The organism is Limnohabitans sp. TEGF002 (genome assembly GCF_055395845.1).
In genome coordinates, this window is sequence record NZ_AP029224.1 from 1,947,786 (window position 1) to 1,963,728 (window position 15,943).

At 60.7% G+C, this 15,943-nt stretch carries 14 protein-coding genes; 3 read left to right on the plus strand and 11 right to left on the minus strand.

Translation table 11 applies throughout. The features are described from left to right. Positions 1-17: 17 nt before the first annotated feature. Genes ACZ5SR_RS09625 through uvrC form a run of 3 tightly spaced genes read right to left on the minus strand, consistent with a single transcriptional unit; the run spans position 18 to position 3,474 of the window. Positions 18-926 (minus strand): DMT family transporter, encoded by a 909-nt coding sequence (locus ACZ5SR_RS09625; protein ID WP_464448515.1) that lies wholly within the window; start codon positions 924-926, stop codon positions 18-20. Continuing rightward, a complete protein-coding gene (gene pgsA / locus ACZ5SR_RS09630) occupies positions 923-1,492 on the minus strand; it encodes a CDP-diacylglycerol--glycerol-3-phosphate 3-phosphatidyltransferase (protein WP_464448516.1) in 570 nt (189 codons plus the stop codon). The genes ACZ5SR_RS09625 and pgsA overlap by 4 nt, the downstream gene beginning before the upstream one ends. Before the next feature lie 53 nt (positions 1,493-1,545). After that, positions 1,546-3,474: an excinuclease ABC subunit UvrC gene (uvrC, locus tag ACZ5SR_RS09635; protein ID WP_464448517.1), complete on the minus strand. Its 1,929-nt coding sequence runs from the start codon at positions 3,472-3,474 to the stop codon at positions 1,546-1,548. A 40-nt stretch (positions 3,475-3,514) separates the two neighbouring features. On the opposite strand from uvrC, the gene earP reads away from it, so the two are divergent. The 3 genes from earP (at position 3,515) to ACZ5SR_RS09650 (ending at position 6,213) form a co-directional block, all read left to right on the plus strand. Further along, the gene (gene earP, locus ACZ5SR_RS09640; protein WP_464448518.1) at positions 3,515-4,624 is read left to right on the plus strand and encodes an elongation factor P maturation arginine rhamnosyltransferase EarP; all 1,110 of its coding nucleotides are present in this window, start codon (positions 3,515-3,517) and stop codon (positions 4,622-4,624) included. 46 nt (positions 4,625-4,670) lie between these two features. Continuing rightward, positions 4,671-5,225, plus strand: coding sequence for an elongation factor P (gene efp, locus ACZ5SR_RS09645; RefSeq protein ID WP_019428318.1), 555 nt, complete (start codon positions 4,671-4,673; stop codon positions 5,223-5,225). 109 nt (positions 5,226-5,334) lie between these two features. Further along, the gene (locus ACZ5SR_RS09650) at positions 5,335-6,213 is read left to right on the plus strand and encodes an LOG family protein (RefSeq protein WP_464448519.1); all 879 of its coding nucleotides are present in this window, start codon (positions 5,335-5,337) and stop codon (positions 6,211-6,213) included. Positions 6,214-6,301: 88 nt separating this feature from the next. Here ACZ5SR_RS09650 and ACZ5SR_RS09655 read toward each other — a convergent pair whose 3' ends face one another. The 8 genes from ACZ5SR_RS09655 to ACZ5SR_RS09690 all read right to left on the minus strand — a co-directional run bounded on the left by ACZ5SR_RS09655 (position 6,302) and on the right by ACZ5SR_RS09690 (position 15,931). Further along, entirely contained in the window at positions 6,302-7,471 is a 1,170-nt protein-coding gene (locus ACZ5SR_RS09655; protein ID WP_464448520.1) for an MFS transporter, read from the minus strand. Between the two features lie 28 nt (positions 7,472-7,499). Next, a complete protein-coding gene (locus ACZ5SR_RS09660) occupies positions 7,500-8,861 on the minus strand; it encodes a DNA recombination protein RmuC (protein WP_464448521.1) in 1,362 nt (453 codons plus the stop codon). After that, the gene (locus ACZ5SR_RS09665; RefSeq protein ID WP_464448522.1) at positions 8,858-9,844 is read right to left on the minus strand and encodes a 2-hydroxyacid dehydrogenase; all 987 of its coding nucleotides are present in this window, start codon (positions 9,842-9,844) and stop codon (positions 8,858-8,860) included. The genes ACZ5SR_RS09660 and ACZ5SR_RS09665 overlap by 4 nt, the downstream gene beginning before the upstream one ends. Further along, positions 9,844-11,265, minus strand: a complete 1,422-nt coding sequence (locus ACZ5SR_RS09670; RefSeq protein WP_464448523.1) for a sodium:proton antiporter — start codon at positions 11,263-11,265, stop codon at positions 9,844-9,846. Before ACZ5SR_RS09670 ends, ACZ5SR_RS09665 begins: the two co-directional genes overlap by 1 nt. A 52-nt stretch (positions 11,266-11,317) precedes the next feature. Continuing rightward, positions 11,318-12,502 carry a nicotinate phosphoribosyltransferase gene (gene pncB / locus ACZ5SR_RS09675; protein WP_464448524.1) on the minus strand — a complete coding sequence of 395 codons (1,185 nt, stop codon included), beginning with the start codon at positions 12,500-12,502 and terminating at the stop codon, positions 11,318-11,320. Positions 12,503-12,580: 78 nt separating this feature from the next. After that, the gene (locus ACZ5SR_RS09680) at positions 12,581-13,237 is read right to left on the minus strand and encodes an ABC transporter ATP-binding protein (protein WP_464448525.1); all 657 of its coding nucleotides are present in this window, start codon (positions 13,235-13,237) and stop codon (positions 12,581-12,583) included. Then, the gene (locus tag ACZ5SR_RS09685; RefSeq protein WP_464448526.1) at positions 13,224-14,042 is read right to left on the minus strand and encodes an ABC transporter ATP-binding protein; all 819 of its coding nucleotides are present in this window, start codon (positions 14,040-14,042) and stop codon (positions 13,224-13,226) included. The genes ACZ5SR_RS09680 and ACZ5SR_RS09685 overlap by 14 nt, the downstream gene beginning before the upstream one ends. Then, positions 14,039-15,931: an ABC transporter permease gene (locus ACZ5SR_RS09690; protein ID WP_464448527.1), complete on the minus strand. Its 1,893-nt coding sequence runs from the start codon at positions 15,929-15,931 to the stop codon at positions 14,039-14,041. The genes ACZ5SR_RS09685 and ACZ5SR_RS09690 overlap by 4 nt, the downstream gene beginning before the upstream one ends. Positions 15,932-15,943 lie beyond the last annotated feature (12 nt).

Sequence of the window (15,943 nt, forward strand, 5' to 3'; positions counted from 1 at the left end):
AAGCCCCTGCATGGATTTCACCTGCGGGACGGTCGCACGACCCAACTCACACCCAACGCCGTCAAGACGGTGCCCAAGAGGGTGGCCCAGGTGATGGGTTCGTCAAACAGCAGCCAAGCCATCATGGCCGTGGTGGGAGGCACCAAGTACATCAGACTGGTGACCGAGGCAGCGGCTCCTCGCTGGATCATCATGTAAAGCAGCGAACTGCCGCCCACTGTCAAGCCCAGTACCGACCAGGCCATGGCCCCCGCCAATTCACCGTTCCAGCGCATGGCTTCGGTTTCCATCCAGGCAAAAGGCAAAGTGACCACCAAAGCGGCCAGCAACTGCACCGTGTTGGCCGAGCGCACATCACAGGCCTTGACAAAGCGCTTTTGGTAGAGGGTGCCCACCGTGATGCTGAGCAAAGCGGCCAAGGCAAAGGCCATGTTGGCAGGTGTGACGTGGTCCAAGGGCGTGCCCAGCGACAACTTGCGCCAGACCACCATGAGCAGCCCCACAAAACCCAGCAAGAGGCCCAGCCACTGCCTTTGCGAAATGCCGGGCTGATCGCTGCCACGCGTTCTGTAGGCCAACCAAATGGCCGTCAAAACCGGCTGAAACCCCACAACCAAGGACGACAAGCCCGACCCCATACCGGCCTTGACCGCTACCCACACGCCGCCCAGATAAGCCGCGTGCATCAGCACGCCAGTCACGGACAAATGCAGCCATTGTTCGCGGCTTTGAGGCCAAGCCACCTTGGCCCACCCGATCCAGGCCAAAAAGCAGGCCATGGACAAGGCGTAGCGCAGCGCCAGAAATGACAAGGGAGGCGCATGGGGCATGCCATAACGGGCGACGATGAAGCCGGTGCTCCAGATCAACACAAACACGACGGGTATCGCCACCAACCAGCCGTCGGACGAACGGCCCCCACTCATTTCACACGGGCTCGGATTTCAGGCAAGGCCTTTTGCATGTAGTACACCATGGACCAGACCGTCAAAACGGCGGCCACCACGATCAGCACGGCGCCCCAAGTCCGGGTGTCGATCACGCCGAACAGATTGCCGTTGTAGAGCAAGAAGGGAATCGCCACCATTTGCACCGTGGTTTTGAGCTTGCCCACCATGTGCACCGCCACGCTTTTGCTGGCCCCGATTTGGGCCATCCACTCGCGCAAGGACGAGATGGCGATCTCGCGGCCAATGATAATGAGTGCCACCAACACATTCACCCGGTCCATCTGCACCAGCATGAGCAAGGCCGCGCAGACCAAAAATTTGTCCGCCACCGGGTCCAGAAAGGCCCCAAAGGCCGAGGTCTGGTTGAGCTTGCGGGCCAAAAAGCCATCCAGCCAATCGGTGAACGCGAACAACACGAACAACACCGTGGCGATCAAGTTTTGCGTCTCGATCGTCAAACTGTCGAGGTAGTACACGCCAATGATCAAAGGGATCGCGACAATGCGCGTCCAGGTCATGATGGTGGGGATCGTGAAAAACATGTTGCTGATTGTGGCACGCCAAGCCAAAAGCCCGATGAGAGGCAGGTACAAGCTCAGTGCAGGGCGTTGTAAATCGTCTCGGCCAGCTCCCGCGAGATGCCCTCCACCCCCAGCAAGTCCTCCACACTGGCGCTTTCCACACCCCGCACGCCGCCAAAGCGCTGCAGCAGCTTGGCGCGTTTGCGTGGTCCGATGCCCGGGATTTCTTCGATCTTGCTGCCGCCCATGCGCACCTTGGCCCGCTGCGCACGCATGCCGGTGATGGCAAAGCGGTGCGCCTCGTCACGGATTTGCGCCACCAGCATGAGTGCTGCCGAATCCTTGCCCAAGTAGACCTTCTCGCGGCCGTCGGCAAAAAACAGCTCCTCCAGGCCCACTTTGCGGCCCTCGCCTTTTTCGACACCCACGATGCGCGACAGGTCCAGCCCCAGGTCGGTAAAAACTTCGCGGGCCATGCTGACCTGGCCTTTGCCGCCGTCGATGAGTACCAGATCAGGCAGCCGGGCCGTGCCTTCGCCAGAACGCAAGGCCTCGGCCAGCTTGCCGTAGCGGCGCATCAACACCTGGCGCATGGCCGCGTAATCGTCGCCAGGCGTGATGCCCTCGATGTTGTAGCGGCGGTAGTCGCCGCTTTGCATCTTGTGCTGGCGAAACACCACGCACGAACCTTGTGTGTTCTCGCCCGCCGTGTGCGAGATGTCAAAACATTCGATGTGCAACTGGTCCAGATCGTCAGGAGCCAGATCCAGCGCCTCGGCCAGTGCGCGGGTGCGGGCTTGCTGCGAGCCTTCTTCGGCCAGCAATCGGGCCAGTTGCAAATCGGCGTTTTTCTCGGCCATCTCCAGCCACACGCGGCGGTGTTCACGCGGCTGCGTCACGGTGCTGATCTTCACGCCCGACTGCGCCGACAAAGCCGCGATCAGCGCTTTGTCTACAGACGCGCTCAAGATCAGCAGCGGCGGCACGGGTACACCTATGTAGTGTTGCGCCAAAAAGGCTTCGAGCACCTGCACCTCGACCGGGAGCGGCGCTTCGCCCTCCTCCAGGCCCAACAGGTCCTGCGCGTCTTGCACATGCACCGGAAAGTAAGGCCGGTCGCCCAAGTGCCGTCCGCCGCGCACCATGGCCAGATTCACGCAGGCGCGACCGCCTTGCACTTTGGCTACCAGGATGTCGGCATCGGTGTCCACCGCCGTATCCACCGACTGCTGGTGCAAGACCCGCGACAGCGCCGTCAGCTGGTTGCGTACCTCAGCGGCCTGCTCAAACTCCAGGCGCTCAGCGTGCGCCATCATCCTCGTTTCCATCTCGCGCATCAGCGCCTGGGTCTCGCCACGCAAAAACTGCTCGGCGTTCTGCACATCGGCCTTGTAGTCCTCAGGGCTGATCAAGTTCACGCACGGCCCAGAGCAACGCTTGATCTGAAACAGCAGGCAAGGCCGGGTGCGGTTGGCAAATACCGTGTCCTCGCAGGTGCGCAGCCTGAACACCTTCTGGATCAGCTGGATCGACTCCTTGACCGCCCAAGCGCTAGGGAAGGGGCCAAAGTAACGGTGTTTCTTTTCCACCGCACCCCGGTAATACGCCACACGCGGGTAATGCTGCGCCTCGGGCGTCTTGACCAAACCGGGCAGCGCCACGCGGCCATTGCCCGTGAGCTTGAGGTAGGGGTAACTCTTGTCGTCCCTGAACAGGATGTTGAAGCGCGGGTGCAGCGTCTTGATGAGGTTGTTTTCGAGTAGCAGCGCCTCGGCCTCGGAGCGCACCACCGTGGTCTCCATCCGCACGATCTTGCTGACCATGTGGCCAATGCGGGTGCCGCCATGGTCCTTCTGGAAATAACTCGACACTCGTCGCTTGAGGTTCAGCGCCTTGCCCACATACAGCAGCTGATCCTGCGCGTCAAAGTAGCGGTACACCCCCGGCAAGGCGGGCAGCGCGGCAACTTGCGCGAGCAGGGCTTCATCATGGGTGTTCGACATGGCGGCTATTGTCTGTGAAATCTCCAGCGACAATCGGCAGATGCAATCAGGCCAACTCTGGGACATCTTCTGCACCGTCATCGACAACCACGGCGACCTGGGTGTGTGCTGGCGCCTGACGCGCCAGTTGCGTGACGCAGGCCAGCGCGTGCGCCTGTGGGTAGACGACGCCTCGGCCCTAACCTGGATGGCCCCCACCGCCCACCAAGAGACGGGCATCGAAGTGCGCCCGTGGGCCAGTGCCAGCCAGAGCAGCGACCTGAGTGACTTGCCCATTGCCGATGTTTGGATTGAAGCCTTTGGCTGCAACCTACCCGAAGCGTTTGTGGCCCATTTTGTAGAGCGTGCCGAGGTCACTCACACGCAACAACCCCAATGGATCAACCTTGAATACCTGAGCGCCGAAGACTGGGTGCCGCGCATGCACGGCCTGCCCTCACCCGTGATGAGCGGCCCCGCCAAAGGCTGGACCAAGACATTCTTTTACCCCGGCTTCACACCCGACACCGGTGGCCTGCTGCGCGAAACCGACTTGCTGGAACGCCAACAGGCCTTTGACCGCACGTCCTGGCGAAAGCAACACGCCCCCGACTTGGCCCCGAACGGCCTGCTGATCAGCCTGTTCTGCTACGAACCTGCCGCCCTGCCCCAACTGCTGGCGCAACTGGTGGGCACGCCCCACCACCTGCTCGTCACCCCCGGCCGCCCGCTGGCGGCGGTGCAGCAAGCGCTGGCGGGCATGGCTGTGCAACCCAGCTGGAGCGCCCTGCCCTACACAACACAAGACGGCTTCGACGAAATGCTATGGGCCTGCGACCTCAACTTTGTGCGCGGAGAAGACTCACTGGTCCGAGCCCTCTGGGCGGGCCAGCCCTTCATCTGGCACATCTACCCGCAAGACGACAACGCCCATCACGCCAAGCTGGAGGCGTTTTTGGAGTGGATACAGGCGCCGGAGAGCTTGCGCTCGGCGCATCGAGTGTGGAATGGCATACCTGCAAAAAATGGGGCAGTGATTGATCAGATATCAATGTCCGAGTGGGACCCGTGCTTTAAAAATGCCCAGCAAAGACTGTTCCATGGAGCTGATTTGGTGAACCAATTAACCCAAAACGTCCGCCAGAAAACCAAGACCCGCGGGTTAGAATAGATGGCTTGGCTTTTAGCCACCCCTTTTCATTTCAGACTCAATTCCTATGAAAACCGCTCAAGAAATCCGCGTCGGCAACGTCATCATGCACGGCAAAGACCCCATGGTCGTGCTGCGCACCGAATACCAGCGTGGCGGCCGTGGCTCCTCCACCGTGCGCATGAAGCTCAAGAGCTTGATCGCCAACTTCGGCACCGAAGTGGTGTTCCGCGCTGACGACAAGATGGACCAGGTCATTCTGGACAAGAAAGACTGTACCTACTCTTACTTCGCTGACCCCATGTACGTTTGCATGGACACCGATTTCAACCAGTATGAAGTCGAAGCCACCAACATGGGCGACGCTTTGAACTACCTCGAAGACGGCATGGAACTCGAAGTGGTGTTCTACAACGAGAAAGCCATTTCGGTCGAATTGCCCACCAGCGTGGTACGCGAGATCACCTGGACCGAGCCTGCTGTCAAAGGCGACACATCGGGCAAAGTGCTCAAGCCCGCCAAGATCGCCACCGGCATGGAAGTGCCAGTGCCTTTGTTCGTGAGCCAAGGCGACAAGATCGAAATCGACACCCGCACTGGCGAATACCGCAAGCGCGTCTGATCGAAGACGGTCCCACAAGAAAGCCCCGCAAGGGGCTTTTTTCATGGGCATATCGATTGGCAAAGGCTTTTCTGCTTGCCTGCAAGGCGGACGCATGCACAATGCCCTCATGCAATCCCGACAAGACCTCTTGACGCCCTCCCTGCCCCACGCTTGGGCCGATCTGCAAGCCCAAGCCAACACCGCCGACTGGCTGGAACCCGAAGCGCACCGACTGGCCTTTGCCGACCCCGAATTTTTATTGCGCCGCGAGACCCGGGGCATCCGTTTTCAGTTGGAAATGCTCAAACCCGACCTGGCACAAACCGAGGCCAAAATTGAGCACACTGTCGTGGTGTTCGGCAGCGCCCGGTTCACGGACATGGCCAGCGCCCAAGCGCGACTTCAAGCGGCTTTACAAAGCGGTTTGGCACAAGACATTGCCCAAGCTCAAACCGCTGTGCGCAATGCCCAGCATTACGAAAACGCCCGCATTTTTTCGCAGTTGGTAGCGCAGTCTTGCTCATGTCTGCCCGACGAAGAAAAGCTGTTCATTTGCACGGGTGGCGGCCCCGGCATCATGGAGGCAGCCAACCGTGGCGCGCAAGAAGCGGGGGCACCCTCTGTCGCCCTCAACATCGCCCTGCCCCACGAGCAAAAGCCCAACCCTTACGTCACGCCCGAGTTGAGCTTCAAGTTCCACTACTTCGCGCTGCGCAAAATGCACTTCATGATGCGGGCCAAGGCATTGGTCGCGTTTCCGGGGGGTTTTGGCACATTGGACGAGTTGTTCGAAGTGATGACACTGGTGCAAACGCGCAAATCACGCCCCGTACCCATCTTGTTGTTCGGCACCGCATTCTGGAAAAGCCTGATCGACATGGAGATGCTGGTGCAAGAAGGCACCATTTCCAGAGAAGACCTGAAACTGTTCAGTTATGTGGACACGCCCGAAGCCGCTTGGCAGGTCATTTGTGAGTTCTACCAGCTGAATGTCCCTGGCCAGTAGAAGCTTGCCCCGGCGGCCGAATGTTTGAGTGCCTTCGGCTAATCTTCGCAAGCAAGGGATCCCGCCCACAAACACATGGCCAGCGCGATCAGTGGCTCTTGCCGTGCCGAAGCCGCCATGCAGCGCGAGAGCCCAAGCCCACGGCAGCGCCCACCACCCAAAAAACTGGGGCGACCCCAGCAATGGCGCCAGCAGCGCCAAAGACCATCGGCATCAGCACGCTCGAAGCGTTGATGCTCATGAGTCGCAAACCCAGCGCCTCGCCCTGACGGTGTTGGGGGGTGATCTGGTGCAAGGTGCTCATGATCATGGGCTGCACCGTGCCCAGCACCAAGCCCAACAACACCGAGCACAAGCCCATGGTCCAAGGCGTGGGCATGAAGGGGTACAAACCAAACAGCAGCGCGGTGCACATCATGGCCCCGGTGATGATCTGGTGTTCCTGCACATGCCGAGAAATAAAGGGCAAACACACCCGGATGAACGCCGCTGCGATGGCAAAGGCGCCCAAAATGGTGCCCACCACCGAGGCACTGAAACCGCGCTCGTGCCCCAGCACCGGAACCACAAAAGTGTGAACATCCCAGCATGAGGACAGCAGCCAGTTCACACCCAGCAGACGCCGCATCATGGGTTCGGCCAACAAATCCATGACGCGGCGCGGTGCGGCGCTCTCAAGCGATACAGGGCTGTGCAGCTCGGGGACCGTGCGCACCCAAAACCAGGTGCTCAGGGGCAACACCGCCATCAACAAAAAAGCCCAACGAAAACCGGTGAGATCGGCTGGCTCAGGTCCGGCGTAATCGATCAGCAAACCCGCCAGAACCGGACCCAAAAAGTTGGAAATCGCCGGTCCAATGGACAGCCAACTGAAGGCAGCCTTGAGGTCTGCTGGGTCTTTGGCCAAACGCCCCACATGCCGCTGCAAGGCGATCACCGCCATGCCCGTAGCCCCACCTGTGGCCAAGGCGCTGAGACACATCACGGGAAAAATGGGCCAAATTACCGAGAGCCCAGCCCCCAGCGAGGACAGGGTCACGCTGATCAGCAGCGGTTTTTTGAGGCCTTTGCGGTCCGCATAACGCCCGACGGGGAGCGCCAAAAAAACCTGGGTCAAGGCAAACAAAGCCAACAGCGCTCCCACGGCCATGGCGCTGAAGCCCTGTTTGAGTGCGAGCAAAGGGATGGCCATGCGCATGCCCGCCATGCAGGCATGCAAAAAAATCTGGCCTGCGATCAACCGGGGCAGTGACTTCATCCCAAGGCCAGCCTCGGCCGATTGAACATCACTGGTCCCCGCCGGGCAGCAGCGCTTGCGCCTCAGGCTCCGGCAAGGCATCGACTTGGCGCAAGGCGCGGTTCATCACGTTGCTGCGGGTCTGGGCCTGGTCCAAGGTGTTGAGCACGGTTTGCGTCTGGTTGCGCACCTTATCGAGCACATCACCGAACTTGCCAAACTCGGTCTTGACCGCGCCCAGCACTTGCCAAACTTCACTCGAACGCTTTTCGAGCGCCAGTGTTCGGAAGCCCATTTGCAAAGCGTTGAGCATGGCCATCAAGTTGGTCGGCCCTGCCAGTGTCACGCGGTGGTCGCGCTGCAGGGTTTCCATCAAACCTGGGCGGCGCAAGACCTCGGCATACAGGCCTTCGGTGGGCAAGAACATGACCGCAAAGTCGGTGGTGTGCGGCGGCTCCAGGTATTTTTCTGCAATGGACTTGGCTTCGAGCTTGATGCGCGTCTCCAGCGCTTTGGCACACAGCTCCGCCTGCACCGGGTCGGCGCGGCCTTGCGCTTCGAGCAGGCGCTCATAGTCTTCGTTGGGAAACTTGGCGTCGATCGGCAGCCAGACGGGCTGGCCACTGTCGGATCGGCCCGGCAGTCGAATCGCAAAGTCCACGCGGTTTTTATCACCGGGCCGGGTGGCCACCTGAACCGCGTATTGCTCGGGGGTCAGCACTTGTTCGAGCAATGAAGCCAATTGCGCCTCGCCAAACATGCCGCGTGTCTTGACGTTGGTGAGCAAGTGCTTGAGGTCACCCACCCCTTGCGCCAAGTTGTGCATCTCGCCCAAGCCCTTGTGCACCTGCTCCAAGCGCTCGGCCACTTGTTTGAAGCTCTCGCCCAAGCGGGCTTGCAAGGTGGCTTGCAATTTTTCGTCCACGGTCTGGCGCATTTCATCAAGCTTGGCGGCGTTGCTTTGCTGCAGCTGGGACAGCTGGGTCTCCATGGTGCCGCGCATCTCGGTCAGGCGGCGGGCGTTGGCCTCAGACAGCGCATTGACCTGCTGGGCCAAGCTGTCGGTCAGGCTTTTTTGCAGCAAGGCCAGCTGCTGGGCCAGTGCGTCAATTTGCTGGTTTTGGGTGCGGGTGGCCTCGGCGCTTTGCTGCAACAGCGATTGCTGGAACAGCGTGAGGGTTTGCATGGCCTCTTGTCGGCCTTGCACACCCGACTGGCTGATCTCTGTGCGCAGCTCGCGCTCGAGCCGCTCGGTCTGGGCCTGCAGGGCGGCAAACTGCTGTTGCTGCCAGGCCGCTTGCTCGGCAGCCTGTGGGTGGTGTGCATCAGCCGCTGACGAGGACCGCCGCAACAACCAAAGCAGCAGCAACAGATTCAGCCCGCCCAGGGCCAACAGCACCCACTCGCTCATGCAGCGGCGCCTGGCACGGTGTTCAATGGCGTCAGTGCCTTGCCTTGGGTCAAATAAGCGACGAGGTTGTCTGCGGCCAACTGGGCCATCGCCATGCGGGTTTTGACCGTGCTGCTGGCGATGTGGGGGGTCAAGACCACGTTGGGAACTTTCAGCAAGTCGGGGTGGACAGAAGGCTCACCCTCGAAGACATCCAAACCTGCAGCCGCGATTTGGCGAGCCGCCAAAGCTTTGGCCAAGGCCGCATCGTCCACAATGCCGCCGCGGGCAATGTTGACCAGCGTGGCCGAGGCCTTCATCTGCGCCAACTCGGCCGCTCCGATGGTGTGGTGAGACTCGGCGCTGTAAGGCACGACCAACATCACATGGTCTGCAGACTGAAGAAGCTCTTGCTTGGACACATAGCGGGCTTTGCACTCGGTTTCCAACTCAGCACTCAGGCGGCTGCGGTTGTAATAGATCACGTTCATGCCAAAACCGTGCGCCGCACGGCGGGCAATGCCCTGCCCGATGCGGCCCATGCCAATGATGCCGAGGGTTGAGCCATGCACTTCGGCCCCGGCGAACATGTCGTAGCTCCATTTTTTCCACAAACCGGCACGCAGATAGTGCTCGCTCTCGGTCACACGTCGGGCCGTGGCCATGAGCAAGGCAAAGCCAAAGTCGGCCGTGGTCTCGGTCAGCACGTCGGGCGTGTTGCTGGCCTGCACACCGGCAGCGGTCATGGCGGGCACGTCAAAGTTGTTGAAGCCCACGGCCATATTGGCAACGATGCGCAGTTGCGGGTTGGCTTGCAAAAGCGCTGCGTCGATGCGCTCGCTGCCTGTGGTCAGGGCACCCACTTTGCCTTGCATGCGGCGCGTGAGTTCGGCGGCAGACCAGACCTCATCGGACTGATTGCTCTCGACTTCAAACACCTGCGACAAAGATTGCAGGACCTCGGGGAAGATGGCGCGGGCCACCAAAATGGAAGGTTTGGACATCACTTGAACCAAATGAAACTCATGACCACGAACAAAGGAATCAGGACAGCGCCCGACCACAACATGTAACCAAAGAAGCTGGGCATTTTCACGCCACGGTCTTCGGCAATCGCCTTGACCATCAGGTTGGGCGCATTGCCAATGTAGGTGTTGGCGCCCATGAACACGGCACCAGCAGAAATGGCGGCCAGCGTCGGGGCCAGTGTGGTCATCAAGACCTGGGGGTCACCGCCAGCGGTGTTGAAGAAGACCAAATAAGTGGGTGCGTTGTCCAAGAAGGAGCTGAGCAACCCTGTGATCCAGAAATACATCATCACATCGGGACTGCCATCGGGCTGGGTCACCGCAGCGACCACGGCCCCAAAAGGCCCATTGGCACCCGCCTTGAGCATGGCAATGACGGGGATGATGGTCAGAAAAATGCCAGCAAACAACTTGGCCACTTCGGCCATGGGGGCCCAACCGAATTGGTTGTCCTCGTGCACCTTAGAGGGGGTGATTTTGAGCGACAAGAACGTCACGGCAATCAGACCCAGATCGCGCAGCACGCCCGGCAAACCGACTTCGGTGCCGTAGATGTTGAAAGACACCGGTGATTTCCAGAACCCGCTCATCAGCACCAGGCCCACCACTGCACCGAGCAGCCAGAAGTTGATGGCTCCATCAAAACCAATCGATTTGGAATCCGGTGTTGGGTCTTGCGGCAACAAGTCTTCACGGCGGTAAAACCAAGAATCCAGGACAAAGAATATGGCCAGCAAGCTGCCCACGAGGAACAGGGTCTCAGGGAAGATGGTTTTGATGGTCCAGAAGAAATCAACGCCCTTGAGGAAGCCCAAAAACAAGGGCGGATCGCCCAAAGGCGTTAAGGAGCCGCCCGCGTTGGAGACGATGAAGATGAAAAACACCACCACATGCGCCACATGCTTGCGGTTGTCGTTGGCGCGGATGAGTGGACGAATCAGCAGCATGGACGCCCCTGTGGTGCCCATGAAGCTGGCCAAAAAAGCACCAATGGCCAAGATGGCGGTGTTCAAGCCCGGGCTGCCGTGCAAATTGCCTCGGATGAAAATGCCGCCCGACACGGTGAACAAGGCCGTGAGCAAGATGATGAAAGGAATGTATTCGGCAAACAGGGCGTGCACCATGTTCGCGCCAGCGGCTGCAGGACCGAACATCAGGGCAAAAGGCACCAGAAATGCCAAGCCCCAAGCGGCGGCTACTTTGCCGTAATGGTGGTGCCAAAAGTGGGGCACCAGCAAAGGCATCAAGGCAATCGACAACAAAATGCCCGCAAAAGGCACTCCCCAGAGGACAGACAGCTGCGCGCCATCAAAGTCGGCGGCCCAAGCCCCCCCAGACAAGGCCAACAACGCCGGCAATGCCAGCCAAGCGGTCCATCGTGTCCCCAAAAGCTTCATGATGCAAATCTCCAATTGAATGAAACTGATATTACCGGTGAAAGGTCCGGATTCAGGTGCCGGGTGAAACTTCGAACACCTGGCGCAAGTAAGCCAGGTATTTTTCATCATCACACATGCCCTTGCCTGGCGAGTCTGAAAGTTTGGCCACAGGCTGGCCGTTGCAACGGGTCATTTTGATGACGATTTGCAGCGGCTCATAACCCAGGTCATTGGTCAGATTGGTGCCCACACCAAAGGCCAGCTGGCAGCGGTCATGGAACTGTTGGTAAAGCTCAATGGTGCGCGGAATCGTCAGGCCGTCACTGAAAATCAAGGTCTTGGTTTTCGGGTCGACCCGGTTGTGCTGGTAGTGCGCGATCATGCGCTCGCCCCAGCTGAACGGGTCACCGCTGTCGTGGCGGGCACCGTCAAACAGCTTGCAAAAATACAGGTCGAAGTCGCGCAAAAAGGCATTAAAGCCATATACATCGCTCAGGGCAATGCCCAGGTCGCCCCGGTACTCCTTGGCCCAGGACTCAAAGGCAAACACCTGGCTGTCGCGCAAACGCGGGCCCAAGGCCTGGCAGGCCTGCAGGTACTCGTGCGCCATGGTGCCCAAGGGTGTGAGGCCCAGCAAATAGGCGTAATACACATTGCTGGTTCCTGCAAATTGGCCGGTGGGGCCAGTGCCCAGTCGGGCCGACAAGACACGCAACACTTCTTCGTGCCAGGCGCGGGAAAAACGGCGGCGCGTGCCGTAGTCAGCAATCTTGAGGGTTTCGAGGCCAGAGGCCTGCAACTGGGCGATTTTGGTGTCCAAACGGCGGCGGCCTTCCAGCAGGTCCGGCACCTTATGGGTGTTGCGGAAGTACACCTCGTTGACGATGGCCAGCACCGGGATCTCGAAAAGAATCGTGTGAAGCCAAGGGCCCTGGATGGTGATGTCGATCTCGCCCGAAGGCAGCGCCGTGACCACAACGGATTTTTCATTGAGCTTGAACAAGCCCAAAAAATCAACGAAGTCGCTCTTGATGAAACGCATGGAGCGCAGGTACTGCAGCTCGGTTTCCTTGAAACTCAAAGAACACAGTGATCGGATTTCTTGGCGAATTTCATCGACAAAAGGTGCCAAAGGCACACCGGGGTTGCGGCACTTGAATTTGTATTCGACCTGCGCACCCGGAAATTGGTGCAGAACGACCTGCATCATGGTGAATTTATACAGGTCGGTGTCGAGCAGGCTGGTGATGATCATGGTGTGTTGTCTCTGGCGGCTGGAGCCGCTCGTTGTTGGGAGGCAGTGTAAGGGATGCCCCACCCGGTCAAGCGGGGCTCATGCCGCCAAGTTCATGCGCCCACTGGTCAATACGAGCACCCGTTGCGCATGCCCAGCCAGAATGTTGTTCTGCTCGGCCACCAGCATGGCCACGCCTTCGCGGGCCAGTTGCAGCAGCGCGTCGCGCATGGCGGCCAGCAGCACCGGGGCGATGCCCTCACAAGGCTCGTCGAGCAGCAACAGGCGCGGTCCGGTCATGAGGGTGCGGGCCAGCGCCAGCATTTGCTGCTCGCCACCACTCATTTGGCTGGCGGGGCGGTGCAGCATGGTTTGAAGCTGGGGAAACAAGGCCATCACGCGGTCAAAGCGCTGCGCGGGCATGGCCAGAGCGCTGGGCCCTGCGTCCGATGTCGCAGCGATCCACAAGTTTTCTTTCACCGACAAGGCCGTGAACAAGCGCCGGTCTTCGGCCACAAAACCCAAGCCCGCCTGGGCGCGTCGGTGCGCGGGCCAGGCTTGGATGGGTTCGCTTTGCCAAGTGATGCGGCCTTGCGCCCGGGGACCAATACCGATCAGGCTTTGCAGCAGCGTGGATTTGCCCGCGCCGTTCAGGCCCTGAATGACCACCAACTCGCCCTCGCCCACCGTCAGACTCACGTCGAACAAGGCCTGGGCTTGGCCGTACCAAGCGTTGAGTCCTTCAACGTTGAGCATCGAGCAGGCCTTTCGCATCGCTATTGACGTTGGCGTTCAGATCGAAATCCATCCCCAGGTAACGCTCGCGCACCTGTGGGTCTTGCGCCACCACCTCGGGCGCACCATCGGCCACCAAGCGGCCTTGCACCAGCACCAGCACCCTGTCTGCCACGCCGAAAACGGCGTCCATATTGTGCTCGGTGTACAGCACCGTCACGCCTTCCGAAGCCACTTGGCGCACCAGCGCCATCATGTCGGCCCGCTCGGCCAAGGCCAGCCCGGCAGCGGGCTCGTCGAGCAGCAGCAAAGCAGCGCCTTGATCGGCACCTTTTTCAGGCAACCCCGCCAGCGCCATGGCCAGCTCCAAACGCTTTTTTGCGCCATAGGGCAAATCGGCCACGGTGATGTTGGCTTGGGCTTGCAAGCCCGCTTGTGTGGCCAAGTGCATGGCGCGCTCGGGCTGACGCCGGTCCAGCCGGTCCCACCAGGCGAGCGGCGCGGCACCGCGCAGCACGAGCTGGATATTTTGAAGTACCGTCAGCGCCTCGAAGGTTTGCGCCACCTGAAAGGTGCGCGCCACGCCCAAGCGTTGCCGCCCTGCGGGCGGATTGCCCAAAAGCGACTGCCCTTGCCACAGCACCTCACCCGCTGTGGGCACTTGCTGGCCAGCCAAGCAGGCAAAACAGGTCGACTTGCCCGCGCCATTGGGGCCGATCAAGGCCACACACTGGCCCGCAGGCACCTCAAAATCCACGCCGTCGAGCGCCCGCACCCCGCCAAAATGCTTGGCCAGACCCCGCACCTGCAAAGCCGATGTGCTCATGCGGCCCCCTCGGTTGGTGTGGATGAGGAATTGGGGGACGTTGTGCGGCTTGCCAGCCATTGCTGCACCGCGCCCAGCACACCACTGGGGGCCAGCACCATGACCAACATGATCACCAGACCCAATACCCCGCGCCAATAGTCCAAGCCCTGCCCCAACTCGGCCCCACCCCAAACCAGCAGCGCACTGCCCACGGCCGAGCCCCACAACTGGTGCACACCACCCAGCAAGATGACCAGCAAGGCATCCACCGACATGGCGACCGACGCCACAGACGGGAACACCGCCCCTTTAAAGGCGGCCCACAAGCCCCCGGCCAAACCCGCCAAAATGGCGCTGCCCACAAACACTTGGTAGCGCAAAACCTGCACAGGCAAGCCACTGGCCGCTGCCCGCTGCGGCGCATCGCGCACAGCCTGCAAAGCCGCGCCCCGGCTGGACCGCGCCACCCGGGCCATGCCCGCCAAAGCCAAAAGCATGAAGCCGCAAAGCGTTGCGTCCCACAAGGCACGCGACTCGGGAGCGATCAAGCGCAGACCGATCAGACCGTTGTCACCGCCCGTCAAGCCCACCCATTGCGTGGCCCCGGCCCAAATCATTTGTGCCAGCGCCAGAGACAGCATGGCCAAGTACACCCCGCTGCTGCGCACCACCAAGGCGCCAAACACCAGCGCCACCGACAGCGCCAGCGCCATGCCAGCGGCTAAAGCGGCAAACAAACTCGCCCCCCAATGCAGGTGCGACAGCGCCGCGCCATAAGCACCCAGTGCAAAAAAAGCCGCATGCCCAAAACTAACCAGACCGCCCAAAGCCATCATCCACTGCAGGCTCAGACCAAACAGCATCATGACCATCACATCCTCTGCCAGGCTGCGGCCGTAATCGCCCTGCCCCCAAGCCAGCAAGGTCAGGCTGACAAAGGCCGCCACAAACAGCGCTCTGCCCCAGAGCGCCACCGGCCACAACGCAAACACCGGCACGCTCTCTCGCTGCTCGGCATGTGCAGCCGATCCGGCCAGCCCTTGCGGCCGCCAGACCAACACCACCGCCATGGTCAAAAACACCAGCACCAAGGTCGCTTGCGGGAAAAAGCTCAGGCCCAGGGCGTGGATCAGGCCAATCAAAACCGCCGCTGCAAACGCGCCGCCGATGCTGCCCAGCCCCCCGGTGACCACCACCACAAAGGTCTCGACCACCACGTTCACGTCCATTTGCAAATGCGCAGGCTCGCGCGGCAACTGCAGCGCCCCGGCCAGCCCAGCCAAACCGCAGCCCAGCATGACCACGCCCAGCATGAGCGGCGCGGGGTTCACACCCAACGCATCAAGCATCTCGCGGTCTTGCGTGGCAGCTTTCACGCGCTGGCCCCACAGCGTGCGCGTGAGCAAGAGGTGCAGACCCAACCAGACCAAGGGCCCCAACGCCAAGGTAAAAAGTTGCCAGGTCGGGAAATACGACTCGCCCAGCTGAATCGCGCCCTTGAGGCCCGGAAAGCGCGGCGCGAACACCTCTTCCGGCCCGAAAAACCAGCGCATGGCATCGTGCAGCGCCAACGTCAGGCCAAAAGTGGCCACGAGTTGGTAGAGCTGCGGCGCGTGGCGCATGCGCTGGAGCAGCAAGACTTCGGTCACCGCCCCCAACAAGGCGGCCACGCACGCACCCATCAAGATCACCGCGCCATAGCCCCAAGCGGTGTCCGCCATGCCAGGCCACCAGTTCGTCACCGCGTGCGCCGACCACAAAGCCCCTAACATGAAGAAGCTGCCGTGTGCGAAGTTGACGATCCGGGTGACGCCAAAAATCAGCGTCAGCCCGGAGGCCATCAAGAACAAGGTGGTGGCGTGGCTCAGACCATTGAGCAGCTGCAGCGCCAGTGCTTCGAATCCCAAACCAGGCCCTTG

What these genes read in the sequence shown, in the direction of transcription:
- ACZ5SR_RS09625 (WP_464448515.1), bottom strand. Translation starts at nt 926, where the DNA reads ATGAGTGGGGGCCGTTCGTCCGACGGCTGGTTGGTGGCGATACCCGTC.
- pgsA (WP_464448516.1), bottom strand. Translation starts at nt 1,492, where the DNA reads ATGTTTTTCACGATCCCCACCATCATGACCTGGACGCGCATTGTCGCG.
- uvrC (WP_464448517.1), bottom strand. Translation starts at nt 3,474, where the DNA reads ATGTCGAACACCCATGATGAAGCCCTGCTCGCGCAAGTTGCCGCGCTG.
- earP (WP_464448518.1), top strand. Translation starts at nt 3,515, where the DNA reads ATGCAATCAGGCCAACTCTGGGACATCTTCTGCACCGTCATCGACAAC.
- efp (WP_019428318.1), top strand. Translation starts at nt 4,671, where the DNA reads ATGAAAACCGCTCAAGAAATCCGCGTCGGCAACGTCATCATGCACGGC.
- ACZ5SR_RS09650 (WP_464448519.1), top strand. Translation starts at nt 5,335, where the DNA reads ATGCAATCCCGACAAGACCTCTTGACGCCCTCCCTGCCCCACGCTTGG.
- ACZ5SR_RS09655 (WP_464448520.1), bottom strand. Translation starts at nt 7,471, where the DNA reads ATGAAGTCACTGCCCCGGTTGATCGCAGGCCAGATTTTTTTGCATGCC.
- ACZ5SR_RS09660 (WP_464448521.1), bottom strand. Translation starts at nt 8,861, where the DNA reads ATGAGCGAGTGGGTGCTGTTGGCCCTGGGCGGGCTGAATCTGTTGCTG.
- ACZ5SR_RS09665 (WP_464448522.1), bottom strand. Translation starts at nt 9,844, where the DNA reads ATGTCCAAACCTTCCATTTTGGTGGCCCGCGCCATCTTCCCCGAGGTC.
- ACZ5SR_RS09670 (WP_464448523.1), bottom strand. Translation starts at nt 11,265, where the DNA reads ATGAAGCTTTTGGGGACACGATGGACCGCTTGGCTGGCATTGCCGGCG.
- pncB (WP_464448524.1), bottom strand. Translation starts at nt 12,502, where the DNA reads ATGATCATCACCAGCCTGCTCGACACCGACCTGTATAAATTCACCATG.
- ACZ5SR_RS09680 (WP_464448525.1), bottom strand. Translation starts at nt 13,237, where the DNA reads ATGCTCAACGTTGAAGGACTCAACGCTTGGTACGGCCAAGCCCAGGCC.
- ACZ5SR_RS09685 (WP_464448526.1), bottom strand. Translation starts at nt 14,042, where the DNA reads ATGAGCACATCGGCTTTGCAGGTGCGGGGTCTGGCCAAGCATTTTGGC.